Raw genomic sequence first — 17,081 nt, 5'->3', positions numbered from 1 at the left:
AATACAGCGACGCGGCCCGAGCAGCTTTCTGCGTCTATGAACTGCGATAATAACAACAGAGTCCTTGCGTCAGTTAGCACCTCGCAATGCATACGGCTAATTCTCTACCACTGTAGAGATTTCATAAACGCTGTGTAACAGCAATATAACTACCCTTTGCCAAGATTTCGCATATTAGAAATTGTTTGATTTTGCTAGGCAAAGGTTGACGCCTGCGCAATATGCTTCAGCTCGCGCCGGTCACGGCACGCGCTTCACTGCTACTAATCGGGGAGATCAAGATGCGCAGAAGCATTCGAAAAGCCGGGGTCGCCTGCGGTACGGCCTTTGCTTCAGCGGCGTTGGCGCTGTCCACGTCGACCGGTGCCTCAGCCGTGACAACGGCTGTTGCTGTCGGCGGGCTCGGAACGCCCGACATGCACGAGATCGTCATCTCGCCGCTGCTCGGTGGCAAGTTGGCCCGCGAGAACGAGATCCTCGACGGGGTCGAGTGGCCGGCCGAGGCCAAGCGCCCCGGAAGCGGTCAGACTCTCGGGCAGTCGATCAGCGTCGGAATCACCAACCTGACGACCCACTTCGACGCTGCCTACGACCGCCTCGCGGCCGGTGAGCAGTTCACGGTCGTCGGGTTCTCCGCCGGTTCGCTCGTCGTCAACGACTTCATGCGCGAACTGGCCGCCGATCCCAATGCGCCGACCAAGGACCAGGTCAAGTTCATCCTGGTGGCCGACTCGAGCCGTCAGAAGCTGCTCAACGACACCAGCAAGTACAACCCGCAGTACGACTACACCTACCGGCCTGCCCCGCAGACCATCTACGACATCGACGTCGTGACGGGTGAGTACGACGGCGCGGCCGACCTGCCGGACCGGTGGTGGAACTTCCTCGCTGTGGCGAACGCGATCGCCGGCGGGATCTTCGTCCACGTGCCGATGATGTTCTCCGACTACGAGGCGGTCACGCCCGAGGGGAACATCACGCGGGTGACCAACAGCCTGGGCGGGACGACGACCACCTACCTCGTGCCCACCGCCAAGCTGCCGATCGTGCAACTCCTGCCGTTCCTGGCTCCGCGGGAAGCCGAGCTGAAGGCCAAGATCGATGCGGGCTACACCCGCAACGACGTCAAGACCGCGACGGCCTCGCGTTCGTTTGCCGCACCGGTGTCGGTGCAGCAGACCGCCGCGGTCGTCGAGGACGACGCCGACGTCGAAGAGACCACGGATGTGGCTGACACCGACGCCGCCGCCGGCGATACCGCCGAGTCGGATGCGTCGGACTCGACCACCGGTGGCGACACGGGTGACAAGGAAGACGTCGTGGACGAGGACACCGATCTGTCCACCGCCGACGACGACGAAGCTGCGGCCGAAGAGGAAGCCGACACCACGGACTCCGACGCGGCCGAGACGGGCGACGAGGACGAGAGCGATTCCGGCGCAACGGAATCGGACTCGTCAGGGGACTCGTCGTCCGATGGATCTGGGTCGTCTGACTCCGGCTCCTCGGAGTAGCCTCCCCGAACACTCGAGGCTGCCGACGTAGGACGCCCGCCCGAAGCCCCGGCATACGCCGGGGCTTCGTGGTGTCGGCAGCTGTTCGCAGCGGGCGGTCAGAGGACTCCCAGCCTAGGATTCGCGGGCTGATGAACCATTTGCTGTGAGGTAGCGTTGTTGTCCATGGGTGATCCGCAGTACGACGTCATCGTCGTCGGTGCTGGCTTCGGCGGTATGGGGGCCGCCATCCAGCTCAAGAAAATGGGCTACGAGAACATTCTCATCGTCGACCGCGAGGATGATCTGGGCGGGACGTGGCACGTCAACCACTATCCGGGGCTGGCGGTGGACATCCCGTCGCCCACCTATTCCTACTGGTTCGAGCCAAACCCCTACTGGTCGCGGCTTTATGCGCCGGGTAACGAGCTGAAGCAATACGCCGATCACGTCGCCGACAAGTACGACGTCCGCCGGCACATGCGGTTCAACAGCCCCGTCGACGGCGCGCACTGGGACGAGGACGCCAAGGCATGGCACGTCGCCCTGTCGAGTGGTGAGACCCTCACCACGAGGTTCCTGATCACCGCCACCGGATACCTCTCGCAGCCGCGGAAGCCCGACATCCCGGGCATCGAGGATTTCGCCGGGCGCATCCTGCACAGCATGGACTGGGACGACACCTACTCCCCCGCCGGCGAACGCATCGGTCTGATCGGCACCGGCGCGACCGCCGTACAGTTGATCCCCCAACTGTCCAAAGAGGCCGCCGAACTGACGGTCTATCAGCGCACGCCGATCCACGTCGTGCCGAAGATCGACTTCCCCATTCCGCCGTTCCTCCGGCGGTTGTTCGCCCGGCTGCCCCTGCTGCAGCGGGCATTCCGGTGGACGAGCGACGTCAACCTCGAAGCGATGATGATTCTGTCGGTGCTGAACTTCAAGTACTTCCGGCAGCTCAACACCGTCGCGAACCTCACGTCGAGTGCGCTGCGGTTCGTCTCCATCCGCGACAAGGCCTTGCGCGCCAAGCTGACCCCGGAGTACGAGTTCGGCTGCAAGCGTCCGACCTACTCGAATTCCTACTACCGCATGTTCACCAAACCTCACGTGCACCTGCAGGCGGCAGGCATCGAACGCGTCGAGGCGGACGGCATCGTTTCGTGCGACGGCACCAAGACCGAGATCGACACCTTGGTCCTGTGCACGGGATTCGACCTCTGGGAGGCCAACATCCCGGCCATCGAGATCATCGGCCGCGATGCCCGCAACCTCGGGAAGTGGTGGCGTGACAACGGCTTCCAGGCTTATCAGGGCGTCTCCATCCCGGCGTTCCCGAACTTCCTGAGCCTGGCGGGTCCCTACGCCTCCAGTGGGCTGTCGTTCTTCAACACCGTCGAGTACCAGATGCGCCACATGGACCGCCTGTTCGGCGAGGTCAAACGGCGCGACGCAGTGACCTTCGAGGTGACGCCCGAGGCGAATGCCCGGTTCCGCGAGCGGATGTCGAAGCTCTTGGGCAAGACGGTGTTCGGTCTCGGAGACTGTGCGCGGTCCCGCTCGTACTACTTCAGCCCCAGCGGTGAGACCCTGGTGCGCCCGGCATCGACCAATCAGACCAACCGGGAGAACGACAACTTTCCGCTCAGCGATTATTCGATCGCCTGAATCACCAGCTCAGGGCCGGTGTGAGCCGAGCACTCACGGTGTTGTGACAGCATGGATCACATGCTGGTGAGGCGGATGTCGAGCGCGCTGGGTGCGGTGGTTCTGATGGTGATGGCAGCGGTGCAGACGGCAGTCGGTCTGCCGTCGGCGGCCGCGCAGCCCTGTCCCGATGTGGAGGTCATCTTCGCCCGCGGGACCGGTGCGCCGCCCGGGCTGGGTTGGCTGGGTAATGCTTTCGTCGACTCGCTGCGCGCGAAGATGGGTGGGCGATCGGTCGGTGCGTACGGCGTGAACTACCCGGCCAGCTTCGACTTCGACGCGTCGGCGCCGATGGGCGCCCGCGACGCGGCGGGCCGGGTTCAGTGGATGGCCGACAACTGCCCCGGCACCAAGCTCGTGCTCGGGGGGAATTCCCAGGGCGCCGGGGTGATCGACCTCATCACCGTCGATCCGCGACCGCTCGGCCGGTTCACCCCGACACCGCTGCCCGCGCATCTGGCCGACCGGGTGGCGGCTGTCGCCGTTTTCGGCAATCCGTTGCGCAACATCGACGGTGGCGGACCGCTGCCGCAGATGAGCGGCGTCTACGGCCCCAGGACGATCGATCTGTGCGGTCTCGACGATCCGTTCTGCTCGTCGGGCCTCAACTTCCCCGCACACTTCTCCTACATCAAGAACGGGATGGTGGAGGAAGCCGCGAACTTCGTGGCCGGCCGACTCCGGTAGTGGAGCCGTTCCTCAACTAGCAAACCTATGTATCCACATCGCGCAGGCGGCGGTGGGGCGCCCGTCGATGCCCTTGATGAGCGAAAAGAAGGTTGTTACGGATCCGATTCGTGACGCGTAAATCCGCTGAGCACCGTGACGGCACGCGTACGATGATGTGGTCAGCAAACGGTGCTGGCGGGATGCGGCGATTCGGGGATTCGATGGCAAGGGGAGACATGGCGAAGGTGACGCGCGTGCGGCGGAAAGCACTGGCGGTGGCCGCGGCGGCAGCGGTTCCGTTGATCGCGATCCCGGCCGGCGGGATGCCGGGTGCGTCAGCCGAGCCCTTCAACTACTTCCCCACCGAACCGACGCGCGTTCTCACGCTGAGCCTGCTGCCCGGGGGTAACGACGACGACCTCAGCGGGGTGATGTGTCAGACGCCCCGCACGTGTCAGAACGTGCCCTACTCCCGCGCGTCGTCGAGTGCGGCGGTGTCGACCCTGAACAAGGCGCTGCGCGACGGCACCACGGGCAAGCAGATCGTCTTCGCCTACAGCCAGGGTGCCCGTGTGGTCGGGCGCTGGATCCTCGAGAACGAGGGCGCCGAGGGCGCCCCGACTGCGCAGGACCTCAGCTTCGTCCTGATGGGGAACCCCGCGCGTAAATACGGTGGGTCGGACCGCGATTGGGAGACCACCTTCCCCGAGAGCGACTACCACGTCATCGACGTGTCCCAGCAGTACGACATGGCCTCGGACTTTCCCGACAACCCGTTCAACCTGCTGGCGCTGCTCAACGCCAACGCCGGATTCTTCATCACCCACCAGAACTACGAGACCGTCGACATCTACGACGAGGCCAACTATGTGTGGACCGAAGGCAACATCACGTACGTGTTCGTGCCCACCGAGAACCTGCCGCTGCTCGAGCCGTTGCGCTGGCTGGGTCTCAGCGCGCTGGCCGACGCGCTCAACACGCCCCTGAAGGAGATCATCGAGAAGGCCTACGACCGCTCCTACCTGCCCGCCGCGCCCGGTCTGCCCACCACCCCGGCGCCGGAACCCGAAGAGCCGCAAGAGGAGCTGGGGGCGCAGGACCCGACGGTGCAGTCCGTGTCCTACGCCGGGGCTTCGTCGCAGAAGTCGTCCCCGATCGACGACGAGACGGTCGAGGAGGCCGGCGGTGACGCGCCCGTCGATGCCGGCGATGCGACCGATGCCTCGGGCGACACCGGTTCGGCCGTTGACGAGGGGGGCTCGACCGACACCCCCGACGTGGTCGACGAAGCAGACCTCGACACCGGTGAGGCCGACCTCGACACCGGTGAATCCGTTGACGAGACCACCGACGACACCGCCGCGGCGGGCGACGAGGACTCGGCGCAGAACGAGGACGCGGCCCAGACCGAGGACTCGGCCCCGAGCGACGGCGGAGACTCCGGCGACGAGTAGATGTGCTTGGCTGGCCGTATGGACGTCAGCGGCCTAGCCCCCATCGAACAGACTGCGCTTCTCACCGAGTACTGCCGCGCACTCGATTCTCGCTCCGCCGAACCGATTCTCGGAGATGAGCGTGCCGACGACACCGTGCGTCGGATAGAGCACGACTTCTCCGCTCTCGGCGCGACACCCAGCGTGGTGTCGCTGGTGGCCCTGCGCGCCAAGATGCTCGACGAGCGGATCCGGGACTTCGTGTCGGCCAATCCGTCCGCCGTGGTGGTCGATCTCGGCGCCGGCCTCAGCAGCGCCGTGTTCCGGGTTCGACCACCCGGCACCGTCGACTGGTTCAGTGTCGATCTGCCCGGCATGATCGCGCTGCGCGATGCGCTCCTGCCCGCCCACGACCGCGCCCACTCGGTGGCGGCCGATGTGCTGAAACCGGGCTGGCTCGCCGGTATCCCCTCGGACCGGCCGGCGATCGTGGTCGCCGACGGGTTGTTCGCGTTCCTCGACGAGGACGCGGTCATCGGCATTCTGCGCAGCGTCAGCGCGCATTTCACCTCCGGCGTCGTCGCCTTCAACGACTACGGCCCGGTCAGCAAGGCGAACCAGTTGTTCGGACGACTGGTGACGTCGGGCAAGAAGAACTCACCGCACCGTCAGTGGAACTTCCCCGGATTCAAGGACGCCCGGGTGCCCGAGTCTTGGAACCCGGCGCTGCACCTGATCGACGAGTCCAGCGCGATGCACCGACCCGAAACCCGGCTGTTCCCCGCCGGGTTGCGGGTGGCGAGCAGACTGTCGCGCCGTGTGCCGTCGATCGCGCGCAAGGCCCGAATACTGCAGTACCGCTTCTAGCTCGAGGTTTCGGCCACCGACACGGAGCCTGTTTTGCGCGGTGCTTCCTTGCGTCTGCGGCGCACCACCGCGCGGCCACCCCGCCCCGGCGTCACCGTGACCCCGCGGCTGTGCGGCTTCTCGTCCGGCTCGGTGGTCGGCTCGAGCCGGAACTCCCGCAGCATGGTGCGCAGCGTGACGTCCATCTCCATCGTGGCGAAGGACGCGCCGATGCAGCGCATCATGCCGCCGCCGAACGGAATCCACGCGAACGGGTTGGGCGGGTTGCCCACGAACCGGTCCGGGTTGAACTTCTCGGCGTCGGGGAAGCTCTGCTCGGCGGCCATCGCCAGCTGCGTGCTCGCCATGATGGTGTCACCCTCGGGAATGACCCACTCCCCCAGGCGGATCCGCGTCCGAGCACGACGGAGCGCCGCTGTGAGCACCGGACGGGTGCGCTGCGACTCGGCGATGGTCGCCGCCATCAGCTCGGATCCGCCGGCGTCCACCTCGTCGGACAGGCGGGCGAGCAGCTCGGGATGCCGACGGATCCGCTCGATCGTCCACGCCAGCTGGGTGGACGTGGTCTCGTGCCCGGCGACGAGCATCGTCAGCAGCTCGTCCACGATGAACGAGTCCGGAATCGGCTCCCCGTTGTCGTAGCGTGCCTGCAGCAGCAGCGACAACACGTCACCGCGGTCGGCGAAGTTCGGGTCGGCCCTGGCATCGGCGATGAGCGAGGTGCAGACTTCGTCCATCCGGCGGCGGTAGCGTGCGAACTTTCCGCCGGGGCTCCACGCGCCGACGTCGCGGCGCACCACGGACGGCAGAAGCGCGATCTTGGAACCGAATTCGACCGCGGCCGGGATCACGATCCGCAGCTCGTCGAGTTCGGCGCCCTTGGCGCCGAAGACAGCGCGCAGGATCGTGTTGAGCGTGATCCGCATCATCGGTTCCAGCGTCTCGAACTCGACGCCCTCGGGCCACGACTCCATCTCGCGCATCACCTCTTGTTCGGTGATGTCCTCGTAGGCGCGCATGTTCTTGCCGTTGAACGGCGGCAGCAACAGCTTCCGGCGGGCCAGTAGCTCGTCACCTTCGAGGTTGAAGATGGAGCCGGGGCCCAGGACGTCGCCGCCCAGGTTGTTCTGTGGACGCCCGACGAGCTCACGGCTGGTGCTGAAGAGATCTTTGACCAGGACCGGGTCGCTGATGACCACGGTCTCGCCGAACACGGGCAGCTGCAGTGTGAACGTCGATCCGTAGCGACGCCCCAGTGCGGCGATCGAGCCGTAGCGGGCGGCCAGGACGACGGCGCCCTGGATGAGTTTCGGAATCCGCGGGCCGGGCGGCAGCCGCACGGGATCGGTGGTGGCCGTAGCCATTTCGTCACCCCTTCATGCTGTGGTGGGTCAGGCCATCTCGTAGTGATCGAGAGGGAAGCTGTCCTGCTCTTTGACAGCCTGACGGATCGACGTCGGGCGGAACAGCGGCGCTTCACCCGTGTTGTTGAACCAGTAGGACCGGGAGTTGGCGCAGTTGCCGAGGACGAACACCGTGTCGTCGAGCAGCGTCAGCATCCGGTCGAGGAATTCGGCGTTGGCTTCCTCGGTGACCTCGAACGTCCGGGCGCCGCGACGCTGCAGCTCACCGAAAAGCCGTTCCATGTGGCGCATCTGGCATTCCACCGTGTCGAACCACGACATGCCCACCCACGAGTACGGGCTCGCCTGGGTCAGCATGTTCGGGAACTGTGGCACGGTAACGCCCTCGTAGGCCTGGAACTTGTTCTCGCGCCACCACTTTCCGAGGTTGCGGCCCTGCCGCCCGATCACCTCGATGGCGGGCAGGTTCGATTCCCACACGTCGAAGCCCGTCGCGAGCACCAACGTGTCGACGGTGCGCTTGATGCCGTTCCGGTCGACAATCCCGTCCGGTTCGATCCGCTCGATCCCCGCGGTCTCCAGGTGCACGTGCGGCTTGGTGAACGTGCGGTAGTAGGTGTTCGACAACGTCGGCCGCTTGCAACCGAAGTCGTAGGACGGAGTGAGCTTGCGGCGCAGCGTCTTGTCGCGGATCGCTAGGAACCGGTGCAGCCCACCGATGGCGGCCGCGGCGCGGTTGACCGGGCGGAACTGCCGGAACTTCCACATCGCGATCGTCACCATGAAGTCCATGAACATGTCGCTCGACACCCGCAGGAACCGTTGCGTGGCAGGGAACTTCGCGAAGATCCGCTGAGCCGCCGGACCGAACGCGAAGTCCATCTTGGGCATCACCCAGATAGGCGTGCGCTGGTAGACCGTCAACTCCGAGACATCGTCGGCCAGCTTCGGGATCAGCTGGACACCGGTGGATCCGGTGCCGATGATCGCCGCCCGCTTGCCCTTCAGGGAGTAGTCGTCGTCCCAGTCCTGGGCGTGCAGCACGGTGCCGGCGAAGTCGTCGATACCCGGGATGTCGGGACGCCGGGGCTGGCACAGGTACCCCGTCGCCAGGATGAGGAACTGTGCCTGCAGGGTGCGTCCGCCGACCAGCGAGACGAGCCAGCTCTGGCTCTCCTCGTCCCAGCGGGCGCTCTCGACCGTGACACCGAACTGCATGTACCGGCGCAGGTCGTACTTCTCGGCGACGTGGTCGGCGTAGGTCTTCAGCTCGCTGCCGGGGGCGTAGAGCCGCGACCAGTACGGGTTCGGCTCGAACCGGTAGGAGTAGGTGGTGGACGGGACGTCAACCGTCAGCCCTGGGTAACGGTTGACGTGCCACGTTCCACCGAGATCGTCCTCACGGTCCAGAATCGCGATGTTCTGGTAGCCGAGCCTGTTGAGCTGGATGGCGGCGCCCATGCCGCCGAATCCTGCACCGACGATGACGGCGTCAAACTGCTCCGTGCTCACGGGGCGATACTACGGGCCTTTCGCGGGCCCTTCTCACTCACCGTTGCTGCCGCCACCGCTGCCCGAGCTACCTGCGGAACCGCTGTCGGAGCTGTCGCTCGACTCGGTCTTCGTCTCGGTCTTGGTCTCCGTCTTGGTCTCGGAGGCCGTCTCGGTCTCGGTCGCGCGGTGCTTGCCGCCGGCCGCTTCCTCGTCGGCTCCGGCCTCGTCCTCGTCAGCCGCGGGGGCTTCCTCGGCGGGGGCTTCCTCTGCCGGGGTCTCCTCGGCGGGGGTCTCCTCGACCGGGGTTTCCTCAGCCGGGGTCTCCTCGGCGGGGGTCTCCTCCACCGGGGTTTCCTCGGCGGGGGTTTCCTCGGCGGGGGTTTCCTCGGCGGGGGCCTGATCGAACTTGTCGAGCAGGTCCTGGACAGCAGTCGAGATGACGTCCTTCTTCGGCTCCTCGGTGGTCTCGTCGGCATTGGTACCCGACGTGGCCTTGCTCTCGTCCGCGGTGGCCTCGTCTGTGGCCTCCTCGGTGTCGGACACCAGCTGTGCGCGCAGCGTCGACGGAGTGCTGGCGGCGTCCTCCTCGGCGTCCTTCGGGGGAAGGCCCGCCTGCTCGCGCCATTCGGTGTCATCGACGTCGGTGACACCGGGCACCGCGGGGCCGATGTACTTACCGGTCTCGGCGTCGTACAGGTCCTTGACCGACGGCGGGATGTACGCGCCGGGGTAGATGTCGCGCCCGACCTTCCAGTCGGCCGGCATGAACGGGTCGACCTTGTTGCACTGCGGGCACAGGAGCTTGGCGAACGGCCGCGCCAGGTAAGCGAACGGCGTCATCTTCGGATTCCATACGTAGCTCACCGGCACGAACGGGTTCCACGTGGTGTTCAGCGCATCCAGCAGGTTCGTGAACGAACCGATCTGATCCTTCAGCGAAACCGACTTGATGCCTTCCGGCGTCGACTGCAGGTGATCCCAGAACGACTTCGACTCGGCGAACGGCTCGAGATGGATGGTGTCGCCGTACCACTCGACCTCGTCACCCTGCAGGCCGAGCTCCTGGCCCCAGTAGCCCTCGACCGCGCTGATCGGGTTGTACTGCGGTGTGATCGGATCGGTGAAGGTGAAGCCGTTCGGGTTGAACAGGTCCCACAACATCACCTTGAACATCTGGTCGGTGATCGCGGACGGGTCCTCGCACGGCGGGAAGCCGGTGCAGCCGGCGTTCATCGGCAGGTTGGCGCGCGCCCAGTAATCGGCGATCTCACCCATCGGGCCGGAGATCGACGGGATCGCGATCAGGAAGTCGACGAACGCCCGCGTCATCTCGGGGTTGGCCGGATCCCAGCCCAGCACGTTGACCGGGGTGTAGACCCACCAGCTGCCGCTGGCACGCATCGCGTTGGCGAACCGGTTGGTGCCCTGCACGGCGTAATAGGGGATGTTCGCGATCGTCTCGGCCAGGTTGATCGGCGCGTAGAAGGGGTTCTTCTCGTTCGGATCGGCGATCGGATTGGTCTTGATGCGATCGTCGCGGTCGTAACCCTGCTCGATGATGTACTGCAGCGGGCCGGTGAGCTGGTCGGCGAGCTCGTCGAGGCCCATCGAGTACAGCGGCGACAGGATCGGCAGCGTCTTGGCCGGGACGAAGACGTACTCGATGTTGCCTTCGGTCCACTTGGTGTTGGCCTCGTCGTCGAGGTCGACGTCCGAGTAGCCCTTACCGAGGTGGTTGGTGAAGAAGCCCATCGCGGCGTTCAGGGTCGCGAGGACGTTGAACGGGTTGGTGGGCATGTCGACGGTCGGGTCGTACTGCTGGGCGACGTCGATGACCTTGTAATCGCTCTCCGGCCAGGTCTGGCCCCACGGCACACCCGAGCCGCCGTACTTGCGCGACGGGTTGCCGATGACGACGAACGTCAGATTGTTCGGCGCCGGGTAGGCCTCCGGGTCGTCGAGGTGCTTCTCGAGCCACTGCGAGGCGACGACGGCGCCCTCGCTGAAGGCGAAGATCGTGGTGTCCTCGCCAGGCTTGGCTGCGAGCGCCGCTTTCAGCGCCTCCACACCCTCGGTGAACTGGCCGGGCAGGCTCCACACCGGGCGGTACTCGAGCTCGACGCAGGGCTTGCCCTCACCGTCGCAGACGGTCCCCTGGAGCTGCTTGCTCATGTCGAGAGCGTCAGGGGTCGGGTTGATCGTCACCACGCGCGCAGAGAGGGTGACCTCCTGCGTGACCTGCTTGGCGGTGGTGGCCGCTCCGAATGCCGGCGCCGGGGGCGCGAGGGGCGCGAGCGCGATGACGCTCGTGCCCACAATGGCAAGGCCCGTCGTAACGTACGGGCGAAGCGCTGAATGCATGTGCCAACCTTCCAGGTCGTTGCAATGTGATGACGATCAGATCACGGCCAAGGTGTGCGGAGATTATCACATATTGACCGAACGCAAGTAATTGCTGGAGGAAATCTCGGCGAGGGTCGAAACCCCCCGGAGAAAACCGGTTTCGGGCCGATGTCAGCCCGGCTGTCGGTGCGCATATCGCTTGCTGGACGACGCGTTGAAATCACCTGACGGCGTTGCCGATGCGCAGACGGCAAGGCGCCGAACGTCCTCGAAGGGCCGTATGGCCAGCAGGAAACTTCCCAGGCGCAGCCTCCAGCTACTCTGTGGTGACACGATGTGACCATCAGATGACGGCGCGGTTGCGAACGCGGGCTCGCCGCATTCGGCAGGGTGCCACCCTCACCTCCCAGCAACATCGGTTGCCATACCAAATGTGTTACAGACGGTTTTGCTAGCGGCGTCAATTAGCTCCAGTGCGCCAGATCACACCGATGCACACGTGTCGCAGCGGCCTCAGCGGGACGCTTACAGACCCCGCGCGGTCAACCAGGAATCGATGTGCGAGGCGACGGTCTCCCACCCCGGTTCGAGCATCATGTTGTGCCCCATTCCCGGAAAGAAGGTGGGCTCGGTGCGGTACGCGCGGGCGGTCGCGCGCACTTCCGCCGGCGTGACGGCCATGCCGTCTTCCTCGGCGCCCAGCACGAGCATCGGGGCGCGGACCAGCTTCGGACGCGGCAAAGCCAGGACTCCGTCGCGACCGGACCGTGCACTCTCCTCCTGCAGTCTCGCCGCACACGCCGCCACGATCGGCTCGGGCGTCTGCGCGGAGAAGAAGCGCTCGCGGGTCGCCTGCGGAGAGTTCACGTAGCGCAGCGATTCCCCGGTGGCCGAGGATTTGAGGAACTGCCACGGATGACGGCGGAACCACCGAATTCCCGAACCGAGATAACCCCGCGGCGGAGCCGAGGCCATCAGGACGCCGGCCGGGTTATCGCGCGACTCCAGATACTTCTGCACGATGAAGCCGCCCATCGAGTGGCCGATCACGACGGGCGGCGCCGGCAGGGTCGAGGCGACGGCGGCGACGTCGTCGACGTAGTCATGGATCGACAGGTCCCGCAGCGGTTTGTCGGAGGGGCTGTTGCCGTGGCCCCGCAGACTCAGGGCCAGTGCCCGATAGCCCCTGTCGGCGAAGAAGTTCAGGAAGTGTTCGTCCCAGCACCAGGCAGCGTGCCAGGCGCCGTGAACGAAAAGCAGCGGGACACGAGGTGTGATGCTGCTTCCCCTGTCGATCACCTCGAGCGGGCCGGACGCCATGAAAGACCTACAACCTTTTCGATCGAGTGTGGGGTTCTGCGCTGCGGAACGAGCAGGTGCAACCTACCACCGGGCCTCGCGCGGAATGCGGTGTCGCTCGGCGGTAGTACGGTCGCTAATCATGATGCTCCGATCCCGGTCCGCCGGCTCCCGCTTTCAGTTCGGACTGCTCGACGGCATCGTCAACACCCGGGTCTCCCCCACGCTGTTGCCGTCGGCCAGCATGCTGACCGCCTCGGCGACCGGCGCCGACTCGTTCTGGGTCGGCGATCACATCAATTCGCTGGTGCCCCGTTCGGTGGCGACCCCCGAGCATCTGGGCCTGGCAGCCAAACTGGTCCCGAAGGTCGATGCGATCTTGGAGCCCTGGACGATGCTCGGCCATCTGGCCGCGCGGAACCGGTTGCGGCGCCTGAGGTTCGGCGTGTGCGTGACGGACGCCAGCCGACGGCATCCGGCGGTCACGGCCCAGGCCGCAGCGACGCTGCACCTGCTCACGCGCGGGCGCGCGATCCTCGGGATCGGCGTCGGGGAGCGCGAGGGCAACGAGCCTTACGGAGTGGAGTGGACGAAGCCGGTGGCCCGCTTCGTCGAGGCGCTGGCGACCATCCGGGCCCTGTGGGAGTCCGGTGGCGACCCGGTCTCCCGGGAATCGGAGTACTTCCCGCTGCGGCATGCGGTGTTCGACCTGCCGCCGTACAAGGGCGCGTGGCCGGAGATCTGGGTGGCCGCCCACGGGCCGCGGATGTTGCGGGCCACGGGCCGGTACGCCGATGGCTGGGTGCCGTTCGTGATCTCGCGACCCGCGGACTACGCCCGGGCACTGGAGGCGGTCCGGACCGCGGCGTCGGACAATGGTCGAGATCCGATGTCGATCACCCCGGCGGTCAACAGGACGGTCGTCACGGGTCGTACGCGCGCCGACGTCGACGAGGCGCTGGATTCGGTGATCGTGAAGTCGGTGGCACTGGCGGCGCCGGCCGAGGCGTGGGCCCGCCATGGCGTCGAGCATCCGTTGGGGTCGACCTTCTCTGGAGTTCAGGATCTGGTGCCCCAGATGATCGACCAGCAGACGGCGCTCGATTACACGGCACGGGTGCCGGCGTCGTTGATGAAGGAGATCTGCTTCCAGGGGACGGCCGACGAGGTGTTGGATCAGGTTGCCGAGTGGCGTGACCACGGTCTGCGCTACCTACTGGTCATCAATGGCAGCCAGCTCAACCCCAAGTTGCGCAAGGGTGCCGCCGCGACGTTGCCCTACACCAACGTCCTCCGGGGTCTGAAGAAACTCTGACGATCGGATACGTGTTTGCCCTGGGAAGTTCTCGGCCCCGGCGGCAGATGCCTCATTCGCAGGACGGCGACGTTGCTCGATTCGTCCCGCTACGCATGGCTGCGCGCAGGCGCCGAGGGCTGGATTCGCGACAGCGGTATCCGTCGGTCGCTGGCAGGTGCTGCTGTGTCCATCCGCAGGTGCCTGGGCGAGTCACTGCTGATCCGGCACGTTGAGGCCGCCCACCACGATGTATTTCGCACAAGCGTCAATAATTCTTGCACCGGCAATGGGTTCGAAGATTTCTCGGACGAGCGCGACGGGCTGCTCACAGGGTTCTGCCAGGGTCGGAGCGACCGATGGGTGGATGATCAGGTGTGACAAATCGTCGATGTTTGCCGAAGGTGTGAGCTGTCGCGGCCCGGGCGGGGTATGGTGCTCCGGTCAATCGATGTAACTGTCGGGGAGAAGTTGGGTGTCATGCGAGTAGCTGTCAAACCGGTCATCACGACCAGCGTGGCTCTGGTTGGTGCCAGCGTCATCGCAGTAACCCCGATTCAGGCCTCTACGCCGACTCTTCGCGCCGTCGAATCCGACGTCAGCCTCTCAGCGTCCTCGTTGGCCTACGTGCCGATCAACATGATCGAGCAGGCGCTGAGTGCCCCGGCCAACATGGTCGCCGCGATGGATCGACTGGCAGCCGCGCTCGTGATCAGCGGCAGCTGGAACGAGAACCACGCGAACAACCAGTGGGGCTGGGACGAGGCGAACCCCGCGATGCTGATGGAGTTCATCAACATGGCGGTTCCGTTTCCCGCCTTCTCGGAACCCTGGGGGCGTCACCTGAACTGGTGGGCCACCGCGAACCTGCCGATGCACGAGGGCTGCAACTACGACTGCCCCGATCTGGCCGGCATGCTCGACAAGATGTTCAAGGTGCCCATGAGCGCCTTCTACAGCGAGGAGGGTTACACCTTCCCCGTGGTGAAGACCCCGTTCAACGGCGAACCGACGCCGTGGTCGGAGCAGAACGTCAAGCTCGACCCGGCCGAACCCATGAAGTCGCTGTGGGATTCGTGGACCGCCGAGCCGACGGGCATCAAGACGACCACCTGGTGGGAGGTCGTCACCGCGGTCGCGAATCTCAGTGCGGCACTTCAGATCACAGGCCACATGCCGGACTGGATCGCGGTGCGCGAGATCGAGACGTTCTTCAAGCACTTCCTGAAGCCGCCGGCCGAGGAGGCCGAGACGCCGTCGGGTGACGCCGTGGACACGTCCGAACTGGCGCTGGTGTCGACCGCGTCCGTGGCCGACGAGGACGCGCTGGTCGGCCTGTCCCCCGCCCCGCAGGTGCGTGCGCTGCGTACGGCGGCGGCCGAGGAGTCGACGGTTGAGGGCGGCGTGGAAGCGCCGGCGTCCGACGCAGCCCCGCAGGATGAAACCTCGGGTGTCGACGAGACTGTCTCCGAAGAGACCTCGGCGCCAGCGTCCATCGTGGAGACCGCGACGAACGTGTTGAAGGACAAGTTCGCGTCGGTGCAACAGGACGCTACCGACACCGACGTAGATGCCACTGAAGAGGCCGAGAGCAACGAGGCGGCCGACGACGCGGGTTCCGATGCCGCAGCGGAGGATTCGACGACCGGCGGCAAGCACCGCAAGAGCGACGACACCGCCAAGGCGGACACCTCGACCGATTCCGGTGCCGACAGCTCCGGCAGCGAGGGCTCTGGCGGAAGCGACAGCTCCGGCGGGGGCAGCAGCTCCGGCGAGTAGGCGGTTTCCCCCCAGTCGCTGACCGGGGGCCTCACTAAAACGGCGGCGGATCGCTGCCGTACTCCGTGGTGTCTCCGACGTAACCCCCTGGCGCCGTGGCAATTCCGCGATTTTCTGATGCGCGTTCAGCTGCGCGTTGGTTGGCGGTGTGTTGGCGTTGGGTGGTGATGTAGCGGGTGCGGTTGTGGGCGCGGGTGTGTGGGCGTCGGGGCATCTTGGCGCCGCGCTGTGGGGTGGTGGGGACATCGGGTGGGTCGCTGGTCCAGAGGGTGGCGGTGGGCGGGCAGAGGGTGGGGAAGAGCAGTCGGCTGCCGGGGTGGGTGGTGTAGGTGTGGCCGGTTGGGGAGGTCCATTCGATGGTGCCGTCGGGGTGTTGGCGGTCGCGCCAGCCGGTGGGGCCGGTCCAGAAGGTTTTGAGTAGGTGGTGGAACCGGCAGAGGATTTTGAGGTTGGAGGCGTGGGTGGGGCCGACGGGGTAGGGGATGGTGTGGTCGATGTCGGCGTGGGTGGCGGGGGTGTCGCAGCCGGGGAAGCGGCAGGTCAGGTCGCGGCAGCGGATGAAGTCGGCCAGTGCGCGCGAGGGGGTGTAGCGGGGTTCGGGTCCGGCGTGGCCGGGATGAATGAGTTCACGCACGGTGGTGCGGGCGCCGTGGAGCATCTCGGTCAGCAGTGGGCCGGGTATGAACCCGGCGCCGAAGATGTAGCCGGGCCGACTCTGCGGCGTCGCCCCCTGCTTTGATGCCGGCTTCGATGCCGACCGGTTGGGGATGGGTTCGGTGGGCTCGGCGTCGGCGGCCGGTACGGCGGCGGCGGGTGACTCCCCTACGGGGTTGCTGGCGGCGACGGCAGGCTCTCTCGCGGCAGCGTCCTCCACAGCCGTGCCCACGGCTGCCGCTGTGGTGGTGTGGTCGGTGAGGGTGTAGAGGGTGATCTCGCGCAGGGGGCGGGGGTTGGTGGTGACGTCGCAGTCGGGGGTGTCGCACTGGCAGGCCAGGGTGGTGATCCCGGCCAGCAGGGCTGCCAGGGCGTCGTCGCGGCGCTCGGTCATGGGGCGGGGGTCGGCTTCGCACACGCTGTAGGCCATCGCGGTCAGGGTGCGCTCCCCGGCAGCAGCGTCACCGGCGAACATGCGCGCGTAGACGGTGGTGTAGCCCGGCGCGTCGCCGGGTTGACCGAAGTCCACGCTGCGACCCACCTCGCTCTCCCGGGACTTATGCAACGCGTCGGGGTCGTGGCGGGCCACGACCGCATCGACGGCGGCTTCGGTTTTCTTGGCTGATCGGGCGCCCCAGGTCAGGATCTCGGCGGCCAGGTCGGCGTCCACGGCGGCGATCAGGTC

At 66.2% G+C, this 17,081-nt stretch carries 12 protein-coding genes; 7 read left to right on the top strand and 5 right to left on the bottom strand.

The genetic code is table 11. The annotated features are described in order from the left end of the window. Positions 1–374: 374 nt before the first annotated feature. From FHR72_RS20430 to FHR72_RS20410, 5 genes are all read left to right on the top strand, one after another. Complete coding sequence (locus FHR72_RS20430; protein WP_311736210.1) at positions 375–1,514, top strand: PE-PPE domain-containing protein; 1,140 nt, start codon at positions 375–377, stop codon at positions 1,512–1,514. 165 nt (positions 1,515–1,679) lie between these two features. Continuing rightward, on the top strand, positions 1,680–3,161 hold the full coding sequence (locus FHR72_RS20425; protein WP_183471533.1) for a flavin-containing monooxygenase: 1,482 nt from the start codon (positions 1,680–1,682) through the stop codon (positions 3,159–3,161). A gap of 60 nt (positions 3,162–3,221) precedes the next feature. After that, positions 3,222–3,887, top strand: a complete 666-nt coding sequence (locus FHR72_RS20420) for a cutinase family protein (protein ID WP_183471847.1) — start codon at positions 3,222–3,224, stop codon at positions 3,885–3,887. 236 nt (positions 3,888–4,123) lie between these two features. Further along, positions 4,124–5,323, top strand: a complete 1,200-nt coding sequence (locus tag FHR72_RS20415; RefSeq protein WP_311736209.1) for a PE-PPE domain-containing protein — start codon at positions 4,124–4,126, stop codon at positions 5,321–5,323. An 18-nt stretch (positions 5,324–5,341) separates the two neighbouring features. After that, positions 5,342–6,169 carry a class I SAM-dependent methyltransferase gene (locus tag FHR72_RS20410; protein ID WP_183471529.1) on the top strand — a complete coding sequence of 276 codons (828 nt, stop codon included), beginning with the start codon at positions 5,342–5,344 and terminating at the stop codon, positions 6,167–6,169. On the opposite strand, the gene FHR72_RS20405 is transcribed toward FHR72_RS20410, so the two are convergent. The 4 genes from FHR72_RS20405 to FHR72_RS20390 form a co-directional block, all read right to left on the bottom strand. Beyond that, on the bottom strand, positions 6,166–7,533 hold the full coding sequence (locus tag FHR72_RS20405) for a cytochrome P450 (protein WP_183471527.1): 1,368 nt from the start codon (positions 7,531–7,533) through the stop codon (positions 6,166–6,168). The two genes, FHR72_RS20410 and FHR72_RS20405, sit on opposite strands and share 4 nt — an antisense overlap. Before the next feature lie 27 nt (positions 7,534–7,560). After that, complete coding sequence (locus FHR72_RS20400) at positions 7,561–9,045, bottom strand: flavin-containing monooxygenase (protein ID WP_183471525.1); 1,485 nt, start codon at positions 9,043–9,045, stop codon at positions 7,561–7,563. Between the two features lie 33 nt (positions 9,046–9,078). Beyond that, entirely contained in the window at positions 9,079–11,388 is a 2,310-nt protein-coding gene (locus tag FHR72_RS20395) for a PE-PPE domain-containing protein (RefSeq protein ID WP_183471523.1), read from the bottom strand. 507 nt (positions 11,389–11,895) lie between these two features. Next, entirely contained in the window at positions 11,896–12,690 is a 795-nt protein-coding gene (locus FHR72_RS20390; RefSeq protein ID WP_183471521.1) for an alpha/beta hydrolase, read from the bottom strand. Positions 12,691–12,811: 121 nt separating this feature from the next. Here FHR72_RS20390 and FHR72_RS20385 point away from each other — a divergent pair, with 121 nt between their 5' ends. Then, entirely contained in the window at positions 12,812–13,984 is a 1,173-nt protein-coding gene (locus tag FHR72_RS20385) for an LLM class flavin-dependent oxidoreductase (RefSeq protein WP_183471519.1), read from the top strand. 459 nt (positions 13,985–14,443) lie between these two features. Continuing rightward, on the top strand, positions 14,444–15,742 hold the full coding sequence (locus FHR72_RS20380) for a hypothetical protein (protein ID WP_183471517.1): 1,299 nt from the start codon (positions 14,444–14,446) through the stop codon (positions 15,740–15,742). Between the two features lie 34 nt (positions 15,743–15,776). On the opposite strand, the gene FHR72_RS20375 is transcribed toward FHR72_RS20380, so the two are convergent. Then, the coding region (locus FHR72_RS20375; RefSeq protein WP_183471515.1) for an HNH endonuclease signature motif containing protein at positions 15,777–17,081 on the bottom strand (1,305 nt) is incomplete at its 5' end.

The organism is Mycolicibacterium iranicum (assembly GCF_014190915.1).
GTDB lineage: Bacteria > Actinomycetota > Actinomycetes > Mycobacteriales > Mycobacteriaceae > Mycobacterium > Mycobacterium iranicum_B.
This window is presented reverse-complemented; position numbering and strand designations above follow the sequence as displayed.

What these genes read in the sequence shown, in the direction of transcription:
- FHR72_RS20425 (WP_183471533.1), top strand. Translation starts at nt 1,680, where the DNA reads ATGGGTGATCCGCAGTACGACGTCATCGTCGTCGGTGCTGGCTTCGGC.
- FHR72_RS20420 (WP_183471847.1), top strand. Translation starts at nt 3,222, where the DNA reads ATGCTGGTGAGGCGGATGTCGAGCGCGCTGGGTGCGGTGGTTCTGATG.
- FHR72_RS20410 (WP_183471529.1), top strand. Translation starts at nt 5,342, where the DNA reads ATGGACGTCAGCGGCCTAGCCCCCATCGAACAGACTGCGCTTCTCACC.
- FHR72_RS20405 (WP_183471527.1), bottom strand. Translation starts at nt 7,533, where the DNA reads ATGGCTACGGCCACCACCGATCCCGTGCGGCTGCCGCCCGGCCCGCGG.
- FHR72_RS20395 (WP_183471523.1), bottom strand. Translation starts at nt 11,388, where the DNA reads ATGCATTCAGCGCTTCGCCCGTACGTTACGACGGGCCTTGCCATTGTG.
- FHR72_RS20390 (WP_183471521.1), bottom strand. Translation starts at nt 12,690, where the DNA reads ATGGCGTCCGGCCCGCTCGAGGTGATCGACAGGGGAAGCAGCATCACA.
- FHR72_RS20385 (WP_183471519.1), top strand. Translation starts at nt 12,812, where the DNA reads ATGATGCTCCGATCCCGGTCCGCCGGCTCCCGCTTTCAGTTCGGACTG.
- FHR72_RS20380 (WP_183471517.1), top strand. Translation starts at nt 14,444, where the DNA reads ATGCGAGTAGCTGTCAAACCGGTCATCACGACCAGCGTGGCTCTGGTT.